The 17,875-nt window shown below is 62.6% G+C and carries 15 protein-coding genes; 6 read left to right on the top strand and 9 right to left on the bottom strand.

What is annotated here, in order from left to right; translation table 11 throughout:
* Window positions 1–154 precede the first annotated feature (154 nt).
* The 5 genes from NKH38_RS18655 to NKH38_RS18675 all read right to left on the bottom strand — a co-directional run bounded on the left by NKH38_RS18655 (window position 155) and on the right by NKH38_RS18675 (window position 4,153).
* Window positions 155–622, bottom strand: coding sequence for a DUF1203 domain-containing protein (locus NKH38_RS18655; protein WP_352762089.1), 468 nt, complete (start codon window positions 620–622; stop codon window positions 155–157).
* 237 nt (window positions 623–859) lie between these two features.
* Window positions 860–1,423, bottom strand: a complete 564-nt coding sequence (locus tag NKH38_RS18660) for a GNAT family N-acetyltransferase (protein ID WP_023688432.1) — start codon at window positions 1,421–1,423, stop codon at window positions 860–862.
* Between the two features lie 5 nt (window positions 1,424–1,428).
* Window positions 1,429–2,280: a 3-mercaptopyruvate sulfurtransferase gene (sseA, locus tag NKH38_RS18665; RefSeq protein WP_352762088.1), complete on the bottom strand. Its 852-nt coding sequence runs from the start codon at window positions 2,278–2,280 to the stop codon at window positions 1,429–1,431.
* 95 nt (window positions 2,281–2,375) lie between these two features.
* The gene (locus tag NKH38_RS18670; RefSeq protein ID WP_352762087.1) at window positions 2,376–3,119 is read right to left on the bottom strand and encodes an alanyl-tRNA editing protein; all 744 of its coding nucleotides are present in this window, start codon (window positions 3,117–3,119) and stop codon (window positions 2,376–2,378) included.
* Entirely contained in the window at window positions 3,119–4,153 is a 1,035-nt protein-coding gene (locus NKH38_RS18675; protein WP_023688429.1) for a cysteine synthase A, read from the bottom strand. Before NKH38_RS18675 ends, NKH38_RS18670 begins: the two co-directional genes overlap by 1 nt.
* 214 nt (window positions 4,154–4,367) lie before the next feature.
* On the opposite strand from NKH38_RS18675, the gene NKH38_RS18680 reads away from it, so the two are divergent.
* Complete coding sequence (locus NKH38_RS18680; RefSeq protein ID WP_352762086.1) at window positions 4,368–5,189, top strand: SDR family oxidoreductase; 822 nt, start codon at window positions 4,368–4,370, stop codon at window positions 5,187–5,189.
* 70 nt (window positions 5,190–5,259) lie between these two features.
* Window positions 5,260–6,240: an alpha/beta hydrolase gene (locus NKH38_RS18685; RefSeq protein ID WP_352762085.1), complete on the top strand. Its 981-nt coding sequence runs from the start codon at window positions 5,260–5,262 to the stop codon at window positions 6,238–6,240.
* Window positions 6,241–6,333: 93 nt separating this feature from the next.
* On the opposite strand, the gene NKH38_RS18690 is transcribed toward NKH38_RS18685, so the two are convergent.
* Complete coding sequence (locus tag NKH38_RS18690) at window positions 6,334–7,770, bottom strand: DEAD/DEAH box helicase (protein ID WP_023698795.1); 1,437 nt, start codon at window positions 7,768–7,770, stop codon at window positions 6,334–6,336.
* A gap of 407 nt (window positions 7,771–8,177) precedes the next feature.
* Between NKH38_RS18690 and NKH38_RS18695 the strand changes: the two genes are divergently transcribed.
* Window positions 8,178–9,710 carry an acyl-CoA carboxylase subunit beta gene (locus tag NKH38_RS18695; RefSeq protein ID WP_023734050.1) on the top strand — a complete coding sequence of 511 codons (1,533 nt, stop codon included), beginning with the start codon at window positions 8,178–8,180 and terminating at the stop codon, window positions 9,708–9,710.
* A gap of 99 nt (window positions 9,711–9,809) precedes the next feature.
* Window positions 9,810–10,787 (top strand): M48 family metallopeptidase, encoded by a 978-nt coding sequence (locus tag NKH38_RS18700; protein WP_352762084.1) that lies wholly within the window; start codon window positions 9,810–9,812, stop codon window positions 10,785–10,787.
* Window positions 10,788–10,812: 25 nt separating this feature from the next.
* Here the strand turns inward: NKH38_RS18700 and NKH38_RS18705 are convergent, their stop codons facing one another.
* A complete protein-coding gene (locus NKH38_RS18705) occupies window positions 10,813–12,813 on the bottom strand; it encodes a hypothetical protein (protein ID WP_352762083.1) in 2,001 nt (666 codons plus the stop codon).
* Window positions 12,810–14,363 carry an NAD(P)H-hydrate dehydratase gene (locus NKH38_RS18710; protein ID WP_352762082.1) on the bottom strand — a complete coding sequence of 518 codons (1,554 nt, stop codon included), beginning with the start codon at window positions 14,361–14,363 and terminating at the stop codon, window positions 12,810–12,812. Before NKH38_RS18710 ends, NKH38_RS18705 begins: the two co-directional genes overlap by 4 nt.
* A gap of 384 nt (window positions 14,364–14,747) precedes the next feature.
* Between NKH38_RS18710 and NKH38_RS18715 the strand changes: the two genes are divergently transcribed.
* The gene (locus tag NKH38_RS18715) at window positions 14,748–15,086 is read left to right on the top strand and encodes a P-II family nitrogen regulator (protein ID WP_006205430.1); all 339 of its coding nucleotides are present in this window, start codon (window positions 14,748–14,750) and stop codon (window positions 15,084–15,086) included.
* Between the two features lie 58 nt (window positions 15,087–15,144).
* The gene (gene glnA / locus NKH38_RS18720; RefSeq protein WP_023672775.1) at window positions 15,145–16,554 is read left to right on the top strand and encodes a type I glutamate--ammonia ligase; all 1,410 of its coding nucleotides are present in this window, start codon (window positions 15,145–15,147) and stop codon (window positions 16,552–16,554) included.
* A gap of 136 nt (window positions 16,555–16,690) precedes the next feature.
* Here the strand turns inward: glnA and NKH38_RS18725 are convergent, their stop codons facing one another.
* The gene (locus NKH38_RS18725; protein ID WP_023691256.1) at window positions 16,691–17,731 is read right to left on the bottom strand and encodes a glutamine synthetase beta-grasp domain-containing protein; all 1,041 of its coding nucleotides are present in this window, start codon (window positions 17,729–17,731) and stop codon (window positions 16,691–16,693) included.
* Window positions 17,732–17,875 lie beyond the last annotated feature (144 nt).

Below are 17,875 nucleotides of genomic sequence, written 5' to 3' on the forward strand. Positions count from 1 at the left end.
GTGAGTCGCCATGCCGGCCGACAATCGCGATGCTGTGTGAAGTGCTTCACATCCGCCATTCGAAAAGCATGCGCAGACAGAGCTGCCAACTTGACGGATGGAGCCGTCACACGGTTCCCAACTGCCCGCCAGACCACCGGCGGGCATCTTTTTGTCAGAAACGCTCGATGCGGCACTGATAACAATTGTTGCGCGCCGAGCGGACGTGGACATAGGCGATGTAAGCGCGCTCAAACAGCGTCTCTGCCCGCGCCGCAATGCCGCCAGCCGGAATGACGCCGCCGCTGCCATAGACGATGCGGTCATCCGCACCATAGCCGCGCACGATATAGTCGCTGCTGTCAAGCATCTCTGGAAGCGCTTCCGTCTCGGCTGCGCGTTCGCATTCCTGCGCATGCAGGAAGATCGGTCCTGTCTCGGCGTAAGGCTGCAACGCCGGAAACGGCCGGTAGGCCAGGATCAGATAGCCATCGCCTTCGGCGACGTTTCTCAGGCAATGCCGGCACGGCACGCCGTCGCCATCGGAAACCTTCCGCTCAGGCGTTTGGCCATAGGCGTCCGCCCCGCCGCGCTGCAGCGCTCTCACATCTTCAGTCGGCAAGGCTTTGAAGTGAACGGTCATGGCTGAATCTCCGGTGTCGTTGACCGGAATATGCCGCCACATAGCTGCTTCCCACCCGATTCCTGCCAAGGCTGCCGGCCATTTCAAGCCGGACTGCTCAGAACCCTGGCATGATCAGTGGATGAAATGTCGAAGCGGCGCAGCGTCACCCGGCGATTGCGCCACTTCTCGTCCTGGGTCCGCACGAGCAGGAATTCCTCGCCATGAACGGTCGGTTCAGCCTTTAGTCGGAGAAAGTCACGGCCGCATGACGCTGGCCGAACGCTCGGCGAACGGCAGCGGATGCACGGTCTCCTTCTTTTGCGCCACCGGTGCAAAACCGAGCTTCTGGTAGAGCGGCAAGGCAGCCGGATGGTCGAGCGTGCAGGTCTGCACCGTTACCCGTTTCGGTCCATACGACCATGCTGCGGCGATCGCCGCACCGAGGAACCAACGGCCGATGCCTTGCCCGGTCGCATGTTCCATCATGCCGAAATAAGCGAGTTCGACTTCCTCTGGCAAATGCGGCTTGAGGTCGAAGAAACCGGCCGGCGCGCCGTCGAGATAAAGCACCCTGATGTCGCGGTCCTCGCGGTGGATCCCGGCGGCAAGCTCGTCATCGTCCAGCCTCAGCACATTGACCCAGTGCCATTTGCGCCCGACCCGATCCATCAGATAGCGGTAGAAATGCAGCGGAATGTCCTTGGTCCTGAGCAGCGCGATCTGCCTGTTGTAAGGCAACGGCGGCGAATAGGCCGGCGGCACATGCATTTCCAGAAACGTGACCGTGACCTCGATGTCGTCCAGCGCGCCGTTTTCCATCGCCATCATTCCTTGCCCGTCACCACGGGCGTGTCTGCCAGCCCGCCCCATTCCGTCCATGAGCCGTCATAGAGCCGGTTGTCGGTGTGGTCGAGCGTCTCCAGCGCCAGCGTGACGACGGCCGCCGTTATGCCGGAACCGCAAGAGGTGACGACCGGTTTCGACAGATCGATGCCGGCATCCTCAACGGCCTTGCGCAACTGGTCCTTCGACAACAGCGCGCCATCCAGCGACAGCGCCGAATAAGGCAAATTGTGCGCGCCGGGCATGTGGCCGGAGCGAACACCCGCGCGGGGCTCTGGCTCGGCGCCGGTGAAGCGGCCCGCGCCTCGGGCGTCCGCAATCTGGCTCTCGCCAGTCTCGACGATGCGGCGCATGTCGGCAAGGCTGGCGACGCGAGCGGCATCGAAATCGGCATGAAACACATTCGGCGCGATCTTGGTCGGCTCCGCCGTCACCGGCCGGCCCGCCGCCTTCCAGCGGTCGAAGCCGCCGTCGAGCACATAGACCTGGAACACGCCCATGACGCGGAACATCCACCAGGCGCGCGGCGCCGAGAAGAAACCCGGACCGTCATAGACAACGATGGTGTCGTCGGCCGAAATTCCCATGGCGCCTACATATTGCGCGAAATGCTGTGGCGAGGGCAGCGTGTGCGGCAGCTTGGCATCAGGATCGGAGGCCGCATCATGATCGAAGAATCGCGCGCCCGGAATATGCGCAGCCTCATACTCGGCGCGCGCATCGCGCTTCTGCGCCGGCAGATACCAGGATGCATCGACGATCGTCAGGCCGGGCTCGCCAAGACGGCTCTGCAACCAGTCCGCATCGACGGTGAAAGGGCTGTCATCGGCCATTGTTCTTCTCCTGCTCCGCCTTGGCGAAGCATTGCTTCCTGTTGACCATGATCTTCCCCGAAAACCAGCTTCCACTTTTCGGGATCATGGTTCGTTCAAGCTACCGGCAGCGGTCCGAAGCGAATGCGAAAACGCCGGTTTTCGCGGCCCTTCTTCTCGATCTTGCCGATATGGATTTCACCGACTTCGCCGGTGCTTTTGACATGGGTGCCGCCGCAGGGCTGGCTGTCGATCGAAGCGTTGTCGCCGATGCAGACCAGGCGGATCTTGCCGGTGCCGGCGGGCGGCCGGACATTCTTGGATTTCACCAGGCCAGGATTGGCTGCCAGTTCCTCGTCGGTGATCAGCCTGATGAAGATCGGATGATCGGCTCGCACCAGCTCCATCAGCCCGGCGGTGACGTCTTCCCTGGTGAAGCCGGCATCGGGAGCGTCGAAGTCGACGCGGCTGTCATCTTCGGAAACCGCAGCACCGGTAATCGGAAACGGACAGACTACGGTGAGCAAATGGCAAGCTGCGTGCATGCGCATCAGGAGATGCCGCCGCTCCCAGTCGATGGCGAGTTTCACCCGCTCGCCGACCTCGGGTGCCGGCTGCTCCGGCGCCGGTACATGGATGATCTCGTCCTTGGTCTCGCCGGTGATGGTGGCGGCAATGGCGATGCGGCTGCCGTCGGCGCGCTCTAATGTGCCGGTATCGCCAGGCTGGCCGCCCGATGTGGCATAGAAGATGGTCCGGTCGAGAATGATGCCGCCGCGCTCGTTGATGGCGACAACAGTGGCGTCAGCCGCTCTGAGATAGGCGTCGTCGCGAAACAGCGCTTCTGTTCTGTGCGCCATCAGGCGACCTTCTCATACGGCACCGAAATTGCGCTGCGCTCATCCATCCAGCCCGGCACCGGCAGGTTCTTCTCGCGCAGGAATTCCGGGTTGAACAGCTTCGACTGGTAGCGCGTGCCATAGTCGGCAAGGATGGTCACGATGGTGTGGCCGGGGCCAAGCTCGCGCGCCAGCCGTATCGCGCCGGCAATGTTGATGCCGGTCGAACCGCCGACGCACAGGCCTTCTTCCTGGATCAGCTCGAAGACGATCGGCAGCGCTTCCTCGTCCGGCACCTGGAACGAGAAGTCCGGCGTGAACCCATCGAGATTTGCCGTGATGCGCCCCTGCCCTATCCCTTCGGTGATCGAGCTGCCGTCGGACTTCAATTCGCCACTGGTGTAGAAGGAATAGAGCGCCGCACCTAGCGGATCGGCGAGCGCGATCTTGACGTTGCTGCTCCTGGCCTTCAGCCCGAAGGCGACGCCGGCCAGCGTTCCGCCCGAACCCACCGCCGAGACGAAACCGTCGACCTTGCCGCCGGTCTGCGTCCAGATTTCTTCCGCCGTGGTGCGGATATGGCCGTCGCGATTGGCAACGTTGTCGAACTGGTTGGCCCAGATCGCGCCGTTCGGCTCCGACCTCGCCATCTGCTCGGCTAGCCGCCCCGACAGTTTCACGTAGTTGTTGGGGTTCTTGTAAGGCACCGCCGGCACTTCGATCAGCTCGGCGCCAAGCAGCTTGATCGTGTCCTTCTTTTCCTGGCTCTGGGTGTCGGGAATGACGATCACTGTGCGATAGCCCAGCGCTTTGGCAACCAGCGTCAGGCCAATGCCGGTATTGCCTGCCGTGCCTTCGACGATGACCCCGCCCGGCTTCAACAGCCCGCGCTGTTCGGCGTCGCGGATGATGAACAGGCCTGCGCGATCCTTGACCGACTGGCCGGGGTTCATGAACTCGGCCTTGCCCAGGATCTCGCAGCCGGTCTGCTCCGAGGCCTTGTTGAGGCGGATCAGGGGCGTGTTGCCGATCGCTTCGATCACAGAACGGGGCATCCGGGATTCCTTATGTAGCTGCGGCGAGACCCTAGAAACCCGAAGCGTGCGTTTCAAGGCAAGAATTCGCCTGGTCCAGTCGCATTTCGGGCACTGCAATCTCCCGCGGCCGGACAACGCGCGATGACGATCATTTCAACCAGTACGGAAAAGCGCTCTTTTCATTCGATTTTTTCACCGCTAGAGCACTAATGACAGATCGGCAGGGCGCAGAATGACACTTTACCGGGCCAACCCGAAGCACGGCGTCGCCTGGATAACCGGCGGCAGCAGCGGCATCGGCCGTGCGCTGGCAAAGGACCTCGCGGCAAAGGGCTTTGTCGTCGCGGTCACCGCACTCGACGGCGACCCACTCGACGCGCTCATCGTCGAGACTGCGCAGATGCCGGGACGTGTCGTCGCCTACCCTTGCGACGTCACCGATGAGCCGCGCATGGCAAGCACGGTGGCGGCGATCGAAAAGGAGCTCGGCCCGATCGTGCTCGCCGTCTTCAACGCCGGCAACTACATCGCCACGCCCGGCGAAGACCTCAGGGTCCGCGACTTTCGCCAGACCTTCGAGGTCAACTATTTCGGTATCATCAATGGCCTCGTCCCGCTCATGGAGCGCATGCGCATCCGTGCGCGCGGCCATATCGTGCTTGTCGGGTCGGTCACCGCCTATTTCGGCTGGCCGACCACGGCGGCCTATGGCGGCTCGAAGGCGGCGATCAACATCCTGTCCGAGTCGCTGAAATACGATTTCGACAAGATGAATGTCCGCATCCAGGTGATGAATCCGGGCTTCATCGACACGCCGTTGACCGAAAAGAACATGCTGCCGATGCCGGGACTGATGCCGGTCAACCGCGCCTCGCGCCGCATGCTGCGCGGCATCGAGCATGGCGGCTTCGAGGTTACCTTCCCTCACCGGCTGAGCTGGGGGCTGAAGCTGCTGGCACTGCTGCCAAGGCCAGTCTGCCGGTGGTTCATCAGCACGGCGACCCGCTGGACAGGGCGGCCGCTGAATTTCGACCGCAAGCCGCCGAACGAATAGCTGTCCACAGCCCGGCTGTTGCCTGACTGCACCGGCCGCCATAGGCTTTAGAATTGTTGTGATGTCTGAGATGGGGCGACGGATCGTGCTTGCGGTGCTGGGCGTCGTCATCATCCTTGTCCTGGCCCTCCTGCTTGGTCCGCGCGTTCCCGTCGACACAACAATCAGCTTCGACCCCAAGGTGATCGGCGACGATCCGCAAGCGTATATCGCGCGTGAAGAGGCTACCGTTCCCAACGTCCGCGACGCGCTCGAGAAAGAAATCATCTGGGCCGATCCGATGGTTCACGCCAGGACGCCATTGGCGATCGTCTATATCCATGGCTTTTCGGCATCGAAGGGCGAGGTTCGCCCGCTGGCCGACGAGGTCGCCGACCAACTCGACGCCAACCTTTTCTACACCCGCCTCACCGGTCATGGTCAGGACGGCGCTGCTATGGCGCAAGGCAGCGTCAATGCCTGGATCAACGACTATGAGGAGGCGCTCGCCATCGGCCGGGCCATCGGCGACAAGGTGATCGTCATCGGCACCTCGACCGGTGGATCGCTGGCGGCATGGGCGGCGACTGAGCCTGGCGCATCGGACGGCGTCGCTGCAATCGCATTCATCTCGCCGAATTTCGGCGTCAGGGCTGCAGGCGCCGAGCTGCTGACCATGCCCTGGGGCAGGCAGATCGCCGAGTTCGTCGGCGGCAAGGAGCGCAGCTTTACGACCCGCAACGCGCTGCACGAGAAACTCTGGACGCACACCTATCCAATGGCGGCCGTGCTACCGATGGCGGCGCTGACCAACCTTGCCTACGCAGCGCCTGTGGAGAAGGCAACCATACCGGCGCTGTTCATCTTCTCGGATTCCGACAAGGTGGTGCGCCAGGATCGCACCCGCGAAATCGCCGGCCGCTGGGGCGCACCGCATGAACTGGTGCCCGTCGACGACAATGGCGATCCCGACGACCACGTCATTGCCGGCGACGCGCTGTCGCCCTCGACCACGGCTTTCCTGGCGCAGCGGATCGTCGTGTGGGTGAAGGCAATTGCCGGGCAGCCCTAAACGAAAAGGACGGCCGAAGCATTGCCCCGGCCGTCCTCATATACAATCGTCAGCAATCAAGCCAGGCTCGACGAGCCTGACCGGTTCGTCTGATCACGCAGCCCGCGCCGCGGGCCGCTTGCCGCCGAAGCGGCGCTTGTTGTTGCCCTTGAAGGCCTTGGCGCCTTCCGGCTTGCGCTCGCTTGCACCCGCAAAGGCCGGCTTGTCACCAAAACGCTTCTTGGCGAAGCCGTTGTTCTGGCCACCGGGCCGCCTGCCGTCGCGACGGCCATTGCGGTCGTTGCGATCGTTGGCGGGCTCGAAGCGCTCGTTCTTTTCGGCCGGATTGCGCACCGGATCCGGGCTGCCGAGATGGTCGGCAACGATCGGCAGCTTGCTGCGGATGATGCGCTCGACCTGACGCAGCTTGCTGTTTTCGGAAGGATCGCAAAGCGTGATGGCAATGCCGTCCATCCCGTTACGGCCGGTACGTCCGATGCGGTGGACATAGCTTTCGGCCTCATCCGGCAGATCGAAATTCACCACATGGCTGATGCCGGGGACGTCGATGCCGCGCGCCGCGATGTCGGTAGCCACGAGAATGCGCACCGAGCCCTCGCGGAAATCGTTGAGCGCCTTCTGGCGGGCGTTCTGCGACTTGTTGCCGTGGATGACGGCGGCCTTGAAGCCGTCGCGTTCGAGGTCCTTGGTCACCCGGTCGGCGCCATGTTTGGTGCGCGAAAAGATGATGACGGACTTCATTGCCTCGTCGGCGAGCATCGTCGACAGCACCTGGCGCTTCTGCTTGGTGCGGGCAAAGACGACGCCCTGCACGATTTCGGCAGCAGCGGTGCTCTGCGGCGCGACTTCGACGCGGATCGGGTTCTTCAACAGGCCCTTCGCCAGTTCGGCGATTTCATTGGGCATGGTGGCCGAGAACAGCACCGTCTGACGGTCGGGCGCGGTCGCCTTGGCGATCCGCTTGACGTCGTTGATGAAGCCCATGTCGAGCATGCGGTCACCCTCGTCGAGCACCAGCCATTTGGTGTCGGAGAGAATGAGGTCGCCCTCGCGCACCAGGTCGGTCAGGCGGCCGGGCGTGGCGATCAGGATGTCGACGCCGGGAGCGACCTTCTTCACCTGGCTGAAGCGCGAGACGCCGCCAAGCACGAGAGCGGTCGAGACATGCGCGCCCTTGGCGAGGATCTTGATGGTGTCCTCGATCTGGACGGCGAGTTCGCGCGTCGGCGCCAGGATCAGCGCACGGGTGGTCTTGGCCCGGCGCTTGGTGCCGAGCGCGATGATCTTCGACAGGATCGGCAGCGCGAAGGCAGCGGTCTTGCCGGAGCCGGTCTGGGCGATGCCGAAGATATCACGGCCTTCCATCTGCGGCGGGATCGCCTGCGTCTGGATCGGCTTCGGCTCGGTGAAGCCGGCGCCATGCGTCGCCTTGAGCAGCGCGCCGGTAATTCCAAGAGCTGCGAAACCGGTGAGTTCCGTAGTGTTGCCGGCCGAGATTGCGTTACCGGCTGAGGTGTTTTCGTTGGTCAAAATAGTCTTCTTTCACGCGGTCTTGGCCGCAAACATCGATGACGGCAGGGCGCAACCTGCCGTCGAAAAATTTGATATGAAACGACAAGGCGGGCGGACGGTAACGTCCACTCGGCTGCGCTGTCGTGCCCGCAGGCGTCATGCCACGGGGCTCTTTCGCCACTTCGTGATGTATCGGAAAGAGAGGCCGATATACCGGAAAGAGGGAAAACAGACGCAACCAGTCTCATTTGTCGAGAAGGCCGGAATCTCCGGCCCAAGCGCCTATGGGCTGCATATGGCTGAGTTCGCTCCGGAATGCAAGGGGCCACATGTTGCAGCGCAATAATCGAGGCCGAAAGCGGCGCTTGCACACGCCTGCAGGCATCATTACCACAAATGCAGCTGCCATTTCTGGAGACCGAGCGATGAAGGACGTGCTGAAGGAACTCGAGCGCCGCCGCGAGATCGCCCGCATGGGTGGCGGCCAGGCCCGCATCGACGCCCAGCACAAGAAGGGCAAGCTGACGGCGCGCGAACGTATCGAGGTCTTTCTCGACGAAGGCTCGTTCGAGGAGTTCGACATGTATGTCGAGCATCGCTCGACCGACTTCGGCATGGAGAAAACCAAGATCGCCGGCGATGGTGTCGTCACCGGCTGGGGCACCGTCAATGGCCGTCCGGTCTATCTCTTCGCCAAGGACTTTACCGTCTTCGGCGGCTCGCTGTCGGAGGCTCACGCCGAAAAGGTCATCAAGGTGCAGGAGATGGCGCTACGCAACCGCGCGCCGATCATCGGCATCTACGACGCCGGCGGCGCCCGCATCCAGGAAGGCGTGGCGGCGCTAGGCGGCTATGCCGAGATTTTTCAGCGCAACGTGCTCGCATCCGGCGTCATTCCTCAGATTTCCGTGATCATGGGCCCGTGCGCCGGCGGCGACGTCTATTCGCCTGCGATGACCGACTTCATCTTCATGGTGCGCGACACCTCTTACATGTTCGTCACCGGGCCGGATGTGGTGAAGACGGTCACCAACGAGACGGTGACGGCCGAGAGCCTTGGCGGCGCGTCCGTCCACACGACCAAATCGTCGATTGCCGACGGCGCCTACGACAATGACGTCGAGGCGCTGTTGCAGATGCGCCGGCTGGTAGACCTTTTGCCCGCGTCAAATACGTCGGAGCTTCCTGAGATCGAGTGCTACCAGTCGGTCACCGACCATGATCTGTCGCTCGACCGGCTGATCCCAGACAACGCCAACAAGCCTTACGACATCAAGGAGCTGATCCTCAAAGTTGCCGATGAAGGCGATTTCTTCGAGATCCAGCAGAACTTTGCCAAGAACATCGTCACCGGTTTCGGCCGCGTCGAAGGCCGCACCGTCGGCTTCGTCGCCAACCAGCCGATGGTGCTGGCCGGCGTGCTCGATTCCGACGCAAGCCGCAAGGCGGCGCGCTTCGTGCGCTTCTGCGACTGTTTTTCCATTCCCATCGTCACCTTCGTCGACGTACCCGGCTTCCTGCCCGGCACCGCGCAGGAATATGGCGGCCTGATCAAGCATGGCGCGAAACTCCTGTTTGCCTACGCCGAGGCGACCGTGCCGAAAATCACGGTCATCACCCGCAAAGCCTATGGCGGCGCCTATGACGTGATGGCCTCAAAGCACCTGCGCGGCGATATGAACTATGCCTGGCCGACGGCGCAGATCGCGGTGATGGGGGCGAGAGGCGCGGTCGAGATCATCTACCGCAAGGATATTGGCGACGCCGAAAAGATCGCAGCTCACACAAAGGCTTACGAGGACCGTTTCCTGTCGCCCTTCGTCGCCGCCGAACGCGGCTATGTCGACGAGGTGATCATGCCGCATTCGACCCGCCGCCGCATTGCCCGGGCACTGCGCATGCTGCGCAACAAGGACATGCAGAACCCTTGGAAGAAGCACGACAACATCCCGTTGTAACATCCAATGTCGCGACTGATCATCAGCGCCGGTCGGCGGTTTGGCAGGTTCACGGTCCTGTTTTTCGTTGTTCCCGCCCTCGTCGTCTTCTGCGTCTGGATGTCCCTGCTCGACAACCATCCGATCTGGTTTATGGCCAGCGGCTTTGTCGTCATGCCGATCGCCACCACGGCCTTGGCATTTCTGTTCGGCACATTGTTTGCGGGCTTCCGACGCAGCAAGATCAAAGGCGTCAGTGAAGCAGAAGCGCCCGGCCTGTGGGCGCTGTGGCGGAGCGTCGCCGGACCGCGCCGTGCTGCGCGCACGGTTGTCATACTAGAGGGCAACCTGAACGCCAGCGTGCGCGAAGAGCGCACGCTTCTCGGCCTTCTCGGCAATCGGCTGTTTCTAACCATTGGCATCCCTCTCCTCGCAGTGACCGATGAAAGAGCGCTTGCCGCGATCCTTGCCCATGAGGACGCGCATGTGCGCAACAAGGATACCAATGGCAGCCTCAATCTCGCTGAGTTCGAAAACGGTTTCGGATTTGTCTTCGAGTATGCCCCGCCCGGAACCACGATCACAGGCAGCCTGCTCCACGCCGCTATCGGCTGGCTGGCGCAATCGTTCGAGCGGGAAGAAATCCGGCTTTCGCGCGAAGCGGAGATCAAGGCAGATCGACACGCGGCATCCTCCGGCGACGCCGAGCACGCCGCACGCGCGCTGTTGCTTCTTGCCACGGCAGACGTGCATTTCACGGAGACGGTCTATGACCCTTTGCAGCATGAATTGCGAGGTGCTTTGCGTCCGCCGCGAGCGCCGCTCGAGCGCGTGCTGGAAGCTGCCGGCCAGCTGCGAGAACCCATTTGCCTCAATGTTTGCGCCCGCAAGGCGTGGGCAAGCCCGGATGACGCAAAGTCTACCCATCCATCATGGGCTCAACGGCTGGCGGCGCTTGGCTACACGGAGCCGCCCGACCTGGACCCGATCGCCGTGACCGCGCTCTCGACGCTGCTGAACTCGAGCGTAGCACAGCGGCATATTGCGGAATTCGACACCAAATGGACTGCGCGGATGGAAGACTATCTCCAGCGCTGAACTGGTGGTCGCCCAACTCGCAGGCTCACTCCTCTTCCGCCGCGCCGAACCCCGCATCCCTGGGGGCGCTGGTCGCGGTCGCCCAAGGCGTTGCGTGGTTGTCGATGCGCATCTGGAAGATGAAATAGGTCGGCGAGCAGTAGCCGATGCCTTTCACCTTGGCAGCACCCGGCGTGTCCGGCGGCAGCGACTGGCACATATAGTCCTCGCGGCAGAAATGATCAGCCGAGCAGGCTGGACGGTTGCCGCGGTTGACCGCGCCGCCGAGGCACTGGTCGAAATTGTTGGTGGCGACGCAGGTGTCGAATTTCTTGCCGCCGACCATGCCGCAAATTTCCGATGGCATCGGCTTGCCCGTCTTGAATGCGGCGAAGCTGCGGTCCTTGTCGTCGCAGGCGCGATAAGCGATGCCTGCCGGTACGCCGATTTTCGGTGGCCGGCAGGTGTAGGCGGTCCGCGAAAAGGTCGGCGCAAACGCCGCGAACTGGCCGGTGATCTTGTAGCGGTCGTTGAACGGCTGAGACGGGTTGCTGGCGATCGACCCGGCCAGGCAGGGATGGCCCGAAAACATCTTTGGACTGTCCGTGGGCAACAGACATTGCGCCAACGCGGTATGCACGCCTGAAGCCGTCGCGAGCGGCGTGCAGACGGTGCCGCCACCGCATTGCCAGGTCGCGCCGAAGCGTTTTGCATCATCCGGCATCAGGCACGGCATCGCCATCTCGGCCGGGGCGTAGTCGACATCGCCGGCATCGGTCCATGTCGCTGGCGGCGCGAAGGACAGCGGCCGGTAGCGATTCGGCTCCTTGCCTTCTTCCGTCGCGCGCAGCCAGGCCTCACGTCGCGGAATCTCGGCATGGAGATGCGGCGAGATGCCGACCTCGATCCGGTTGAGAGGCGACGTCGTTTTGTCGTCGAGGCCGATGAAGTGAAAGCCGGCCGTCGAGCCCGCCTGGTGGCAGCCCTGGCAGGCGCCATTGTCCAGCCGCTCGACCAGCGCCTCCGGTGTCCGCACCAGCTTTAGCGCCGCATAGTCCAAGCCGGCGAAATCCGCTGGCTGGAACAGCGGCGTGAACGGATGGTTGGCCCGTCTCGCGCTGCCGAAGGTCGACCACGAGATGATTTTCTTGGCCAGGAATTCGTCGGGGATTTCGTAGACGCCGAGATCGACGGCCGCGACATTGGCGCTGACGTAGTCGGCGAGCCCTTTCTTCAGTGCGGCATCATCCGAGAGCCGCGCAACGTCAGGCGTATTCTCCAGCGGCTTCTCGCTGATGGCAGCGCCATCGATGCCGAAGATGCGCATGAGGTAGGCAGCCTGCCCGCCGAACTCGGTCTCCTGTCCGGAGGGGAAACGCACCACCTGCGCGTTGAGCTCGAGCTGCTTGAAAGTCAGTTCCTCCGGTGCCAGCGGCCCGCCGGCCAGCCAGCCGGCGTCGACACTCTCGTCCAGCTGCGGCGTCCAGCGTCCGGCAACGCCGACGCAACCGCCATCGGCATCCGGAGCTACGCTGTAGACGGCGTTGAAGTTGAACGGGAGCCGCGAGGCCAAAACCTTGCCGTTCTTGCGGAAACTGTAGGCCAGGCGATAGACAAAGCGCACCTCGCCGCAACTCTTGTCGCCTTGCAGGGCGGCGAAATCGCGCCGGTCGAGCCGGTTGACGACCCCGACCAGGCGGAAGCGTGCGGCCTCGGTCTTCAGCCAGCGCATGTCCATGATGCGGCCGACATTGCCGTCGGTCACCTCGTAGAGCGTACGCCCGCCGGCCTTGATCTCTGCCCGCAGCGCGGCAATATCGGCCGCCACCATGTCGACAACAGCATGATAGGCCGGCGCCTCACTGTAGAGCGTCTTCAGATCGTCCGGGCCGTCGACGGCGAAAATGCGGGCGAAGCCAAAACCCTTGACATCGAGGGCGGCGAGCACCGCCGGATCGTCGACGATGGTCACGGGCTCTTGAGCACGCACGCCATGTGACGCGAACAGCGCGATGATGGCCGCAACGACGAACGCGAAATGCTTCATCTGATCGCCACCTTCTGCCGTGCATCGACCAGTTCACGCAGCACCGGCACCAGTGCCAGCGGGAGATCCTCGGCGATCAGACCCGGTCCAAAGCGGCTGCCGGCCTCGGCGTGTATCCAGACCGCTGCGCAGGCGGCCTCGAATGCCTGCATGCCCTGCGCCAGCAGCGCGGCGACAATGCCCGCCAGCACGTCGCCGGAACCGGCGGTGGCGAGCCATGGTGCACCATTGGCGTTGATCACCGCGCGGCCGTCCGGCGCCGCGATGACGGTGTCGGCGCCCTTGTAGACCATGATGGCGGTGGCTCGTTCAGCGGCTGCGCGCGCCTTGGCGAGTTTCGACTGCTTCTTGTCCTTCGCGATGTCGGGAAAAAGTCTGGCGAATTCGCCCTCATGCGGCGTCAGCACCAATACCGGCGCCAACGGGAGCAGCGCGGCGTCGAACAGGGCCTGAGGCTGATGCGCCAATGACGTGATGGCGTCAGCATCCAAGACAATGGCAGGGCGCTGAATTCCGAATGAACTCGTCGACATGCGGTTTAGGTCAGCGACCGTCGCGATCAATTGCAACGCGAAATCCCCCACCTTGGGTTTCGGCCCGAGCCCTGGTCCGAACACAAGTACTTCGGGGTGCCTCGCCGACAAAAATTCCTGCACTTCCTCCATCGAACCGGCCTCGCGCAGCATGATCGATGTCAGATGCGCGGCGTTTACCTGCATGGCATTTTCAGGCGAGAGCACGGTCACCGCCCCTGCCCCGGCTCTGGCTGCAGCCATCGCCGACAGCCGCGCCGCACCTGTCGCGCTCGGCCCGCCGGAAAAGACGCTGACGTGGCCGCGCTTATACTTATGTGTATCGACCGCCGTTTTCGGAAAACTGTATAGCCAGAAGTCAGGCGTGTTCTCGAACGTCTTGATCTTGAACTCATCGACGATCGCATCCGGAATGCCGATATCGGCGACGATGATCTCGCCGCAGAGGCTGCGCCCCGGCATCAGCAGATGGCCGGGCTTTTTCCGCACGAACGTCACCGTCACGTCGGCCTTGAAATAAGCGTTGCTCAAGCCGGTCTCGCCCGACACACCAGAAGGCAGATCGATTGACACCACAGGCACGCGCTCCGCCGCGGCCAATCCTGAGACGGCAGAGGCATGCAGGGATATCTTCTTCGACAATCCCGCACCATAGAGCGCGTCCACGACGACTTCACCCGGTTCCGGGTAGCAGTGTCCGATGTGCTCGACCGGCAGATTGCAGGCCTCGGAAGCTCGCGCCGCATCACTCCCGGGCTTCTGCTTGCCTTCGGCCCAGAGCGCCACATTCACACCAGCCTCGGCCAGCAACCGCGCTACAACATAGCCGTCGCCACCATTATTGCCGGGGCCGCACAGCACGTGCACGCGGCTTGCTGCGGGATAGCGTGCCAGGACCACAGCAGCGACCGCTTCGCCGGCGCGCTGCATCAGGCCATAGCCGTCGAGCGGACCGGCCGCGATCGCCAGCCGGTCGGCCTCGCCCATCTCGGCCGGCGACAGGACTTCATTGCTCATGGATTGCCGATCCGCATTTCGTTCAAGGCCGACCCCTTTGTCCCTATCGAGCATTGTCCAGTTTCGGATTCGAAGCAAACGGCCAGGTGCTGCGTTGGCGTGCGGCCAATCCTTTCGCAGACTGGTGCCACGGATCCGCGCGGGCCTGCAAAATGCGCAATCTGCCTAATTATCGTGCAGACGCCCGAAGCGGCAATGTGTAGGCTTCGGGCAGCTTTGCCGCAGCCGAAGCAGAGGATGACGCGAATGTGCATCCCGGCGCGGCGCGGCATTGGAATTGCGCGAAACCGCTTCGCGTGGGCTGAAATTGGCACAGTTCGTGCTTGATGGAGGCGCAAGCGGGGCGCACAACCCGTTTTTTTGGCAGTGGAGGCCACTTTTTACATGAAAAAGATCGAAGCGATCATCAAGCCGTTCAAGCTAGACGAAGTGAAGGAAGCGCTTCAGGAGGCCGGTCTGCAAGGCATTACCGTGACCGAGGCCAAGGGCTTTGGCCGCCAGAAAGGCCATACCGAACTCTATCGCGGCGCCGAATATGTCGTCGACTTCCTGCCCAAGGTGAAGATCGAAGTCGTGCTGGGCGACGACGCCGTTGAAGGCGCCATCGAAGCCATCCGCAAGGCGGCGCAGACCGGCCGCATCGGCGACGGCAAGATCTTCGTCTCCAACATCGAGGAGGTCGTTCGCATCCGTACCGGCGAAACGGGGATGGACGCCGTCTGAGCTTTCTGATTTCAGATTAACGTCTCCTCGAAACGTCATCACACAGGGAAGAAACGACATGACGACAGCCAAAGACATCATGAAGCAGATCAAGGACAACGACGTGAAATTCGTCGACCTGCGCTTCACCGATCCGAAGGGCAAGCTGCAGCACGTGACGATGGATGTCATCGAGGTCGAGGAAGACATGTTCGCCGACGGCGTCATGTTCGACGGCTCCTCGATCGCCGGCTGGAAGGCGATCAACGAGTCCGACATGGTGCTGATGCCCGATGCGGACACCGTCCACATGGATCCGTTCTTCGCCCAGTCGACCATGGTCATCCTGTGCGACATTCTCGATCCGGTCTCCGGCGAATCCTATAACCGCGATCCGCGCGGCACTGCAAAGAAGGCCGAGGCCTACATGAAGGCCGAAGGCATCGGCGACACCATCTATGTCGGCCCCGAAGCCGAGTTCTTCGTCTTCGACGACGTCAAGTACAAGGCCGATCCCTACAACACCGGCTTCAAGCTGGACTCGACCGAACTGCCGTCCAACGACGACACCGATTACGAGACCGGCAATCTCGGCCACCGCCCGCGCGTCAAGGGCGGCTATTTCCCTGTGCCGCCGATCGACAGCGCGCAGGACATGCGCTCCGAAATGCTGACCGTGCTCGCCGAAATGGGCGTGCGCGTCGAAAAGCACCATCACGAGGTTGCCGCTGCCCAGCACGAGCTCGGCATCAAGTTCGACACGCTGGTCCGCAACGCCGACAAGATGCTCATCTACAAATATGTCGTGCACCAGGTCGCCAACGCCTATGGCAAGACGGCCACCTTCATGCCGAAGCCGATCTTCGGCGACAACGGCTCGGGCATGCATGTCCACCAGTCGATCTGGAAGAACGGCAAGCCGACCTTCGCCGGCAATGAATATGCCGGCCTGTCGGAGTCGTGCCTGTTCTACATCGGCGGCATCATCAAGCACGCCAAGGCGATCAACGCCTTCACCAACCCGCTGACCAACTCCTACAAGCGCCTTGTGCCTGGCTATGAAGCACCGGTTCTGCTCGCCTACTCCGCGCGCAACCGTTCGGCCTCCTGCCGCATTCCGTTCGGCTCGTCGCCGAAGGCCAAGCGCGTCGAGGTCCGCTTCCCCGATCCGGGCGCGAACCCCTACCTCGCTTTCGCCGCCATGCTCATGGCCGGCCTCGACGGCATCAAGAACAAGATCCACCCGGGACAGCCGATGGACAAGGATCTCTACGACCTGCCGCCGAAGGAACTGAAGAAGATCCCGACCGTCTGCGGTTCGCTGCGCGAAGCGCTGCAAAGCTTGGACAAGGACCGCGGCTTCCTGAAGGCCGGCGGCGTGTTCGACGACGACCAGATCGACTCTTACATCGAGCTCAAGATGGCCGAAGTGATGCGCTTCGAAATGACCCCGCATCCGGTCGAATACGACATGTACTATTCGGTCTGAACGATAAGCCTCAGCGACAAGGAAAAACCCGGCGTCAGTTCAGACGCCGGGGTTTTTGTTTGACCAATAGCAGACCGTAGACGTGGTAGCAGCAGGCTACGGCGCAGGCTTATGAAGCCTGCGCCGCTATAGATGCTTAGGCGGCCGCCGAAACCTGGGCGCTGGTCGAAACCTCCGCGATGGTCTTCAGGATCTGCGAAGCGATCTGGTAGGGGTCGCCCTGCGAGTTCGGGCGGCGGTCTTCCAGGTAACCCTTGTAGTCATTGTTGACGAAGGAATGCGGCACGCGGATCGAGGCGCCGCGGTCGGCGATGCCGTAGCTGAAGCGGTTCCACGGCGCGGTCTCATGCTTGCCGGTCAGGCGCTTGTCGTTGTCCGGGCCGTAGACGGCGATGTGGTCCATCAGGTTCTTGTCGAATTGAGCCATCAGCGCTTCGAAATAGGCCTTGCCGCCGACTTCGCGCATATAGGCGGTCGAGAAGTTGGCGTGCATGCCCGAGCCGTTCCAGTCGGTGTCGCCGAGCGGCTTGCAGTGATACTCGATGTCGATCTCGTATTTTTCGGTCAGGCGCTGCAAGAGATAGCGGGCCATCCACATCTGGTCGGCGGCCTTCTTGGAGCCTTTGCCGAAAATCTGGAATTCCCACTGGCCCTTGGCCACTTCGGCGTTGATGCCTTCATGGTTGATGCCTGCTGCGAGGCAGAGGTCGAGATGCTCCTCGACGATCTGGCGCGCGATCGGGCCGACATTCGAATAGCCGACGCCGGTGTAGTACGGGCCCTGCGGCGCCGGATAGCCGCTCTCGGGGAAGCCGAGCGGACGGCCGTCCTTGTAGAAGAAATACTCCTGCTCGAAGCCGAACCAGGCGCCCTCGTCGTCGAGGATGGTGGCGCGCTTGTTGGACACATGCGGCGTCACGCCATCGGGCATCATCACTTCGCACATCACCAGCACGCCATTGCTGCGGGCCGGGTCCGGGAATACGGCGACCGGCTTCAGCACGCAGTCGGAGCTGTGGCCTTCGGCCTGCTGCGTCGAAGAACCGTCGAAGCCCCACAGCGGCAGCTGCTCGAGCGTCGGGAACTCGGCGAACTCCTTGATCTGGGTCTTGCCGCGAAGATTGGGGACCGGCGTGTAACCATCGAGCCAGATATACTCGAGCTTGTATTTCGTCATTCTAGAGCCTCTCGTTGCTTGATCACCGAACCTGGATGACGCCGGCGCGCCGAGCCATCCAGCAGCCCAGCTGCCGGTCGATAAAATGCAAATCGTGTGCCACTTCAGTTGGTCAGGGTGCGGCAAAAATGCCCTTTTATCCCG

Origin of the sequence: Mesorhizobium sp. M1078 (assembly GCF_040318615.1) — a bacterium.
Taxonomy (GTDB): domain Bacteria; phylum Pseudomonadota; class Alphaproteobacteria; order Rhizobiales; family Rhizobiaceae; genus Mesorhizobium.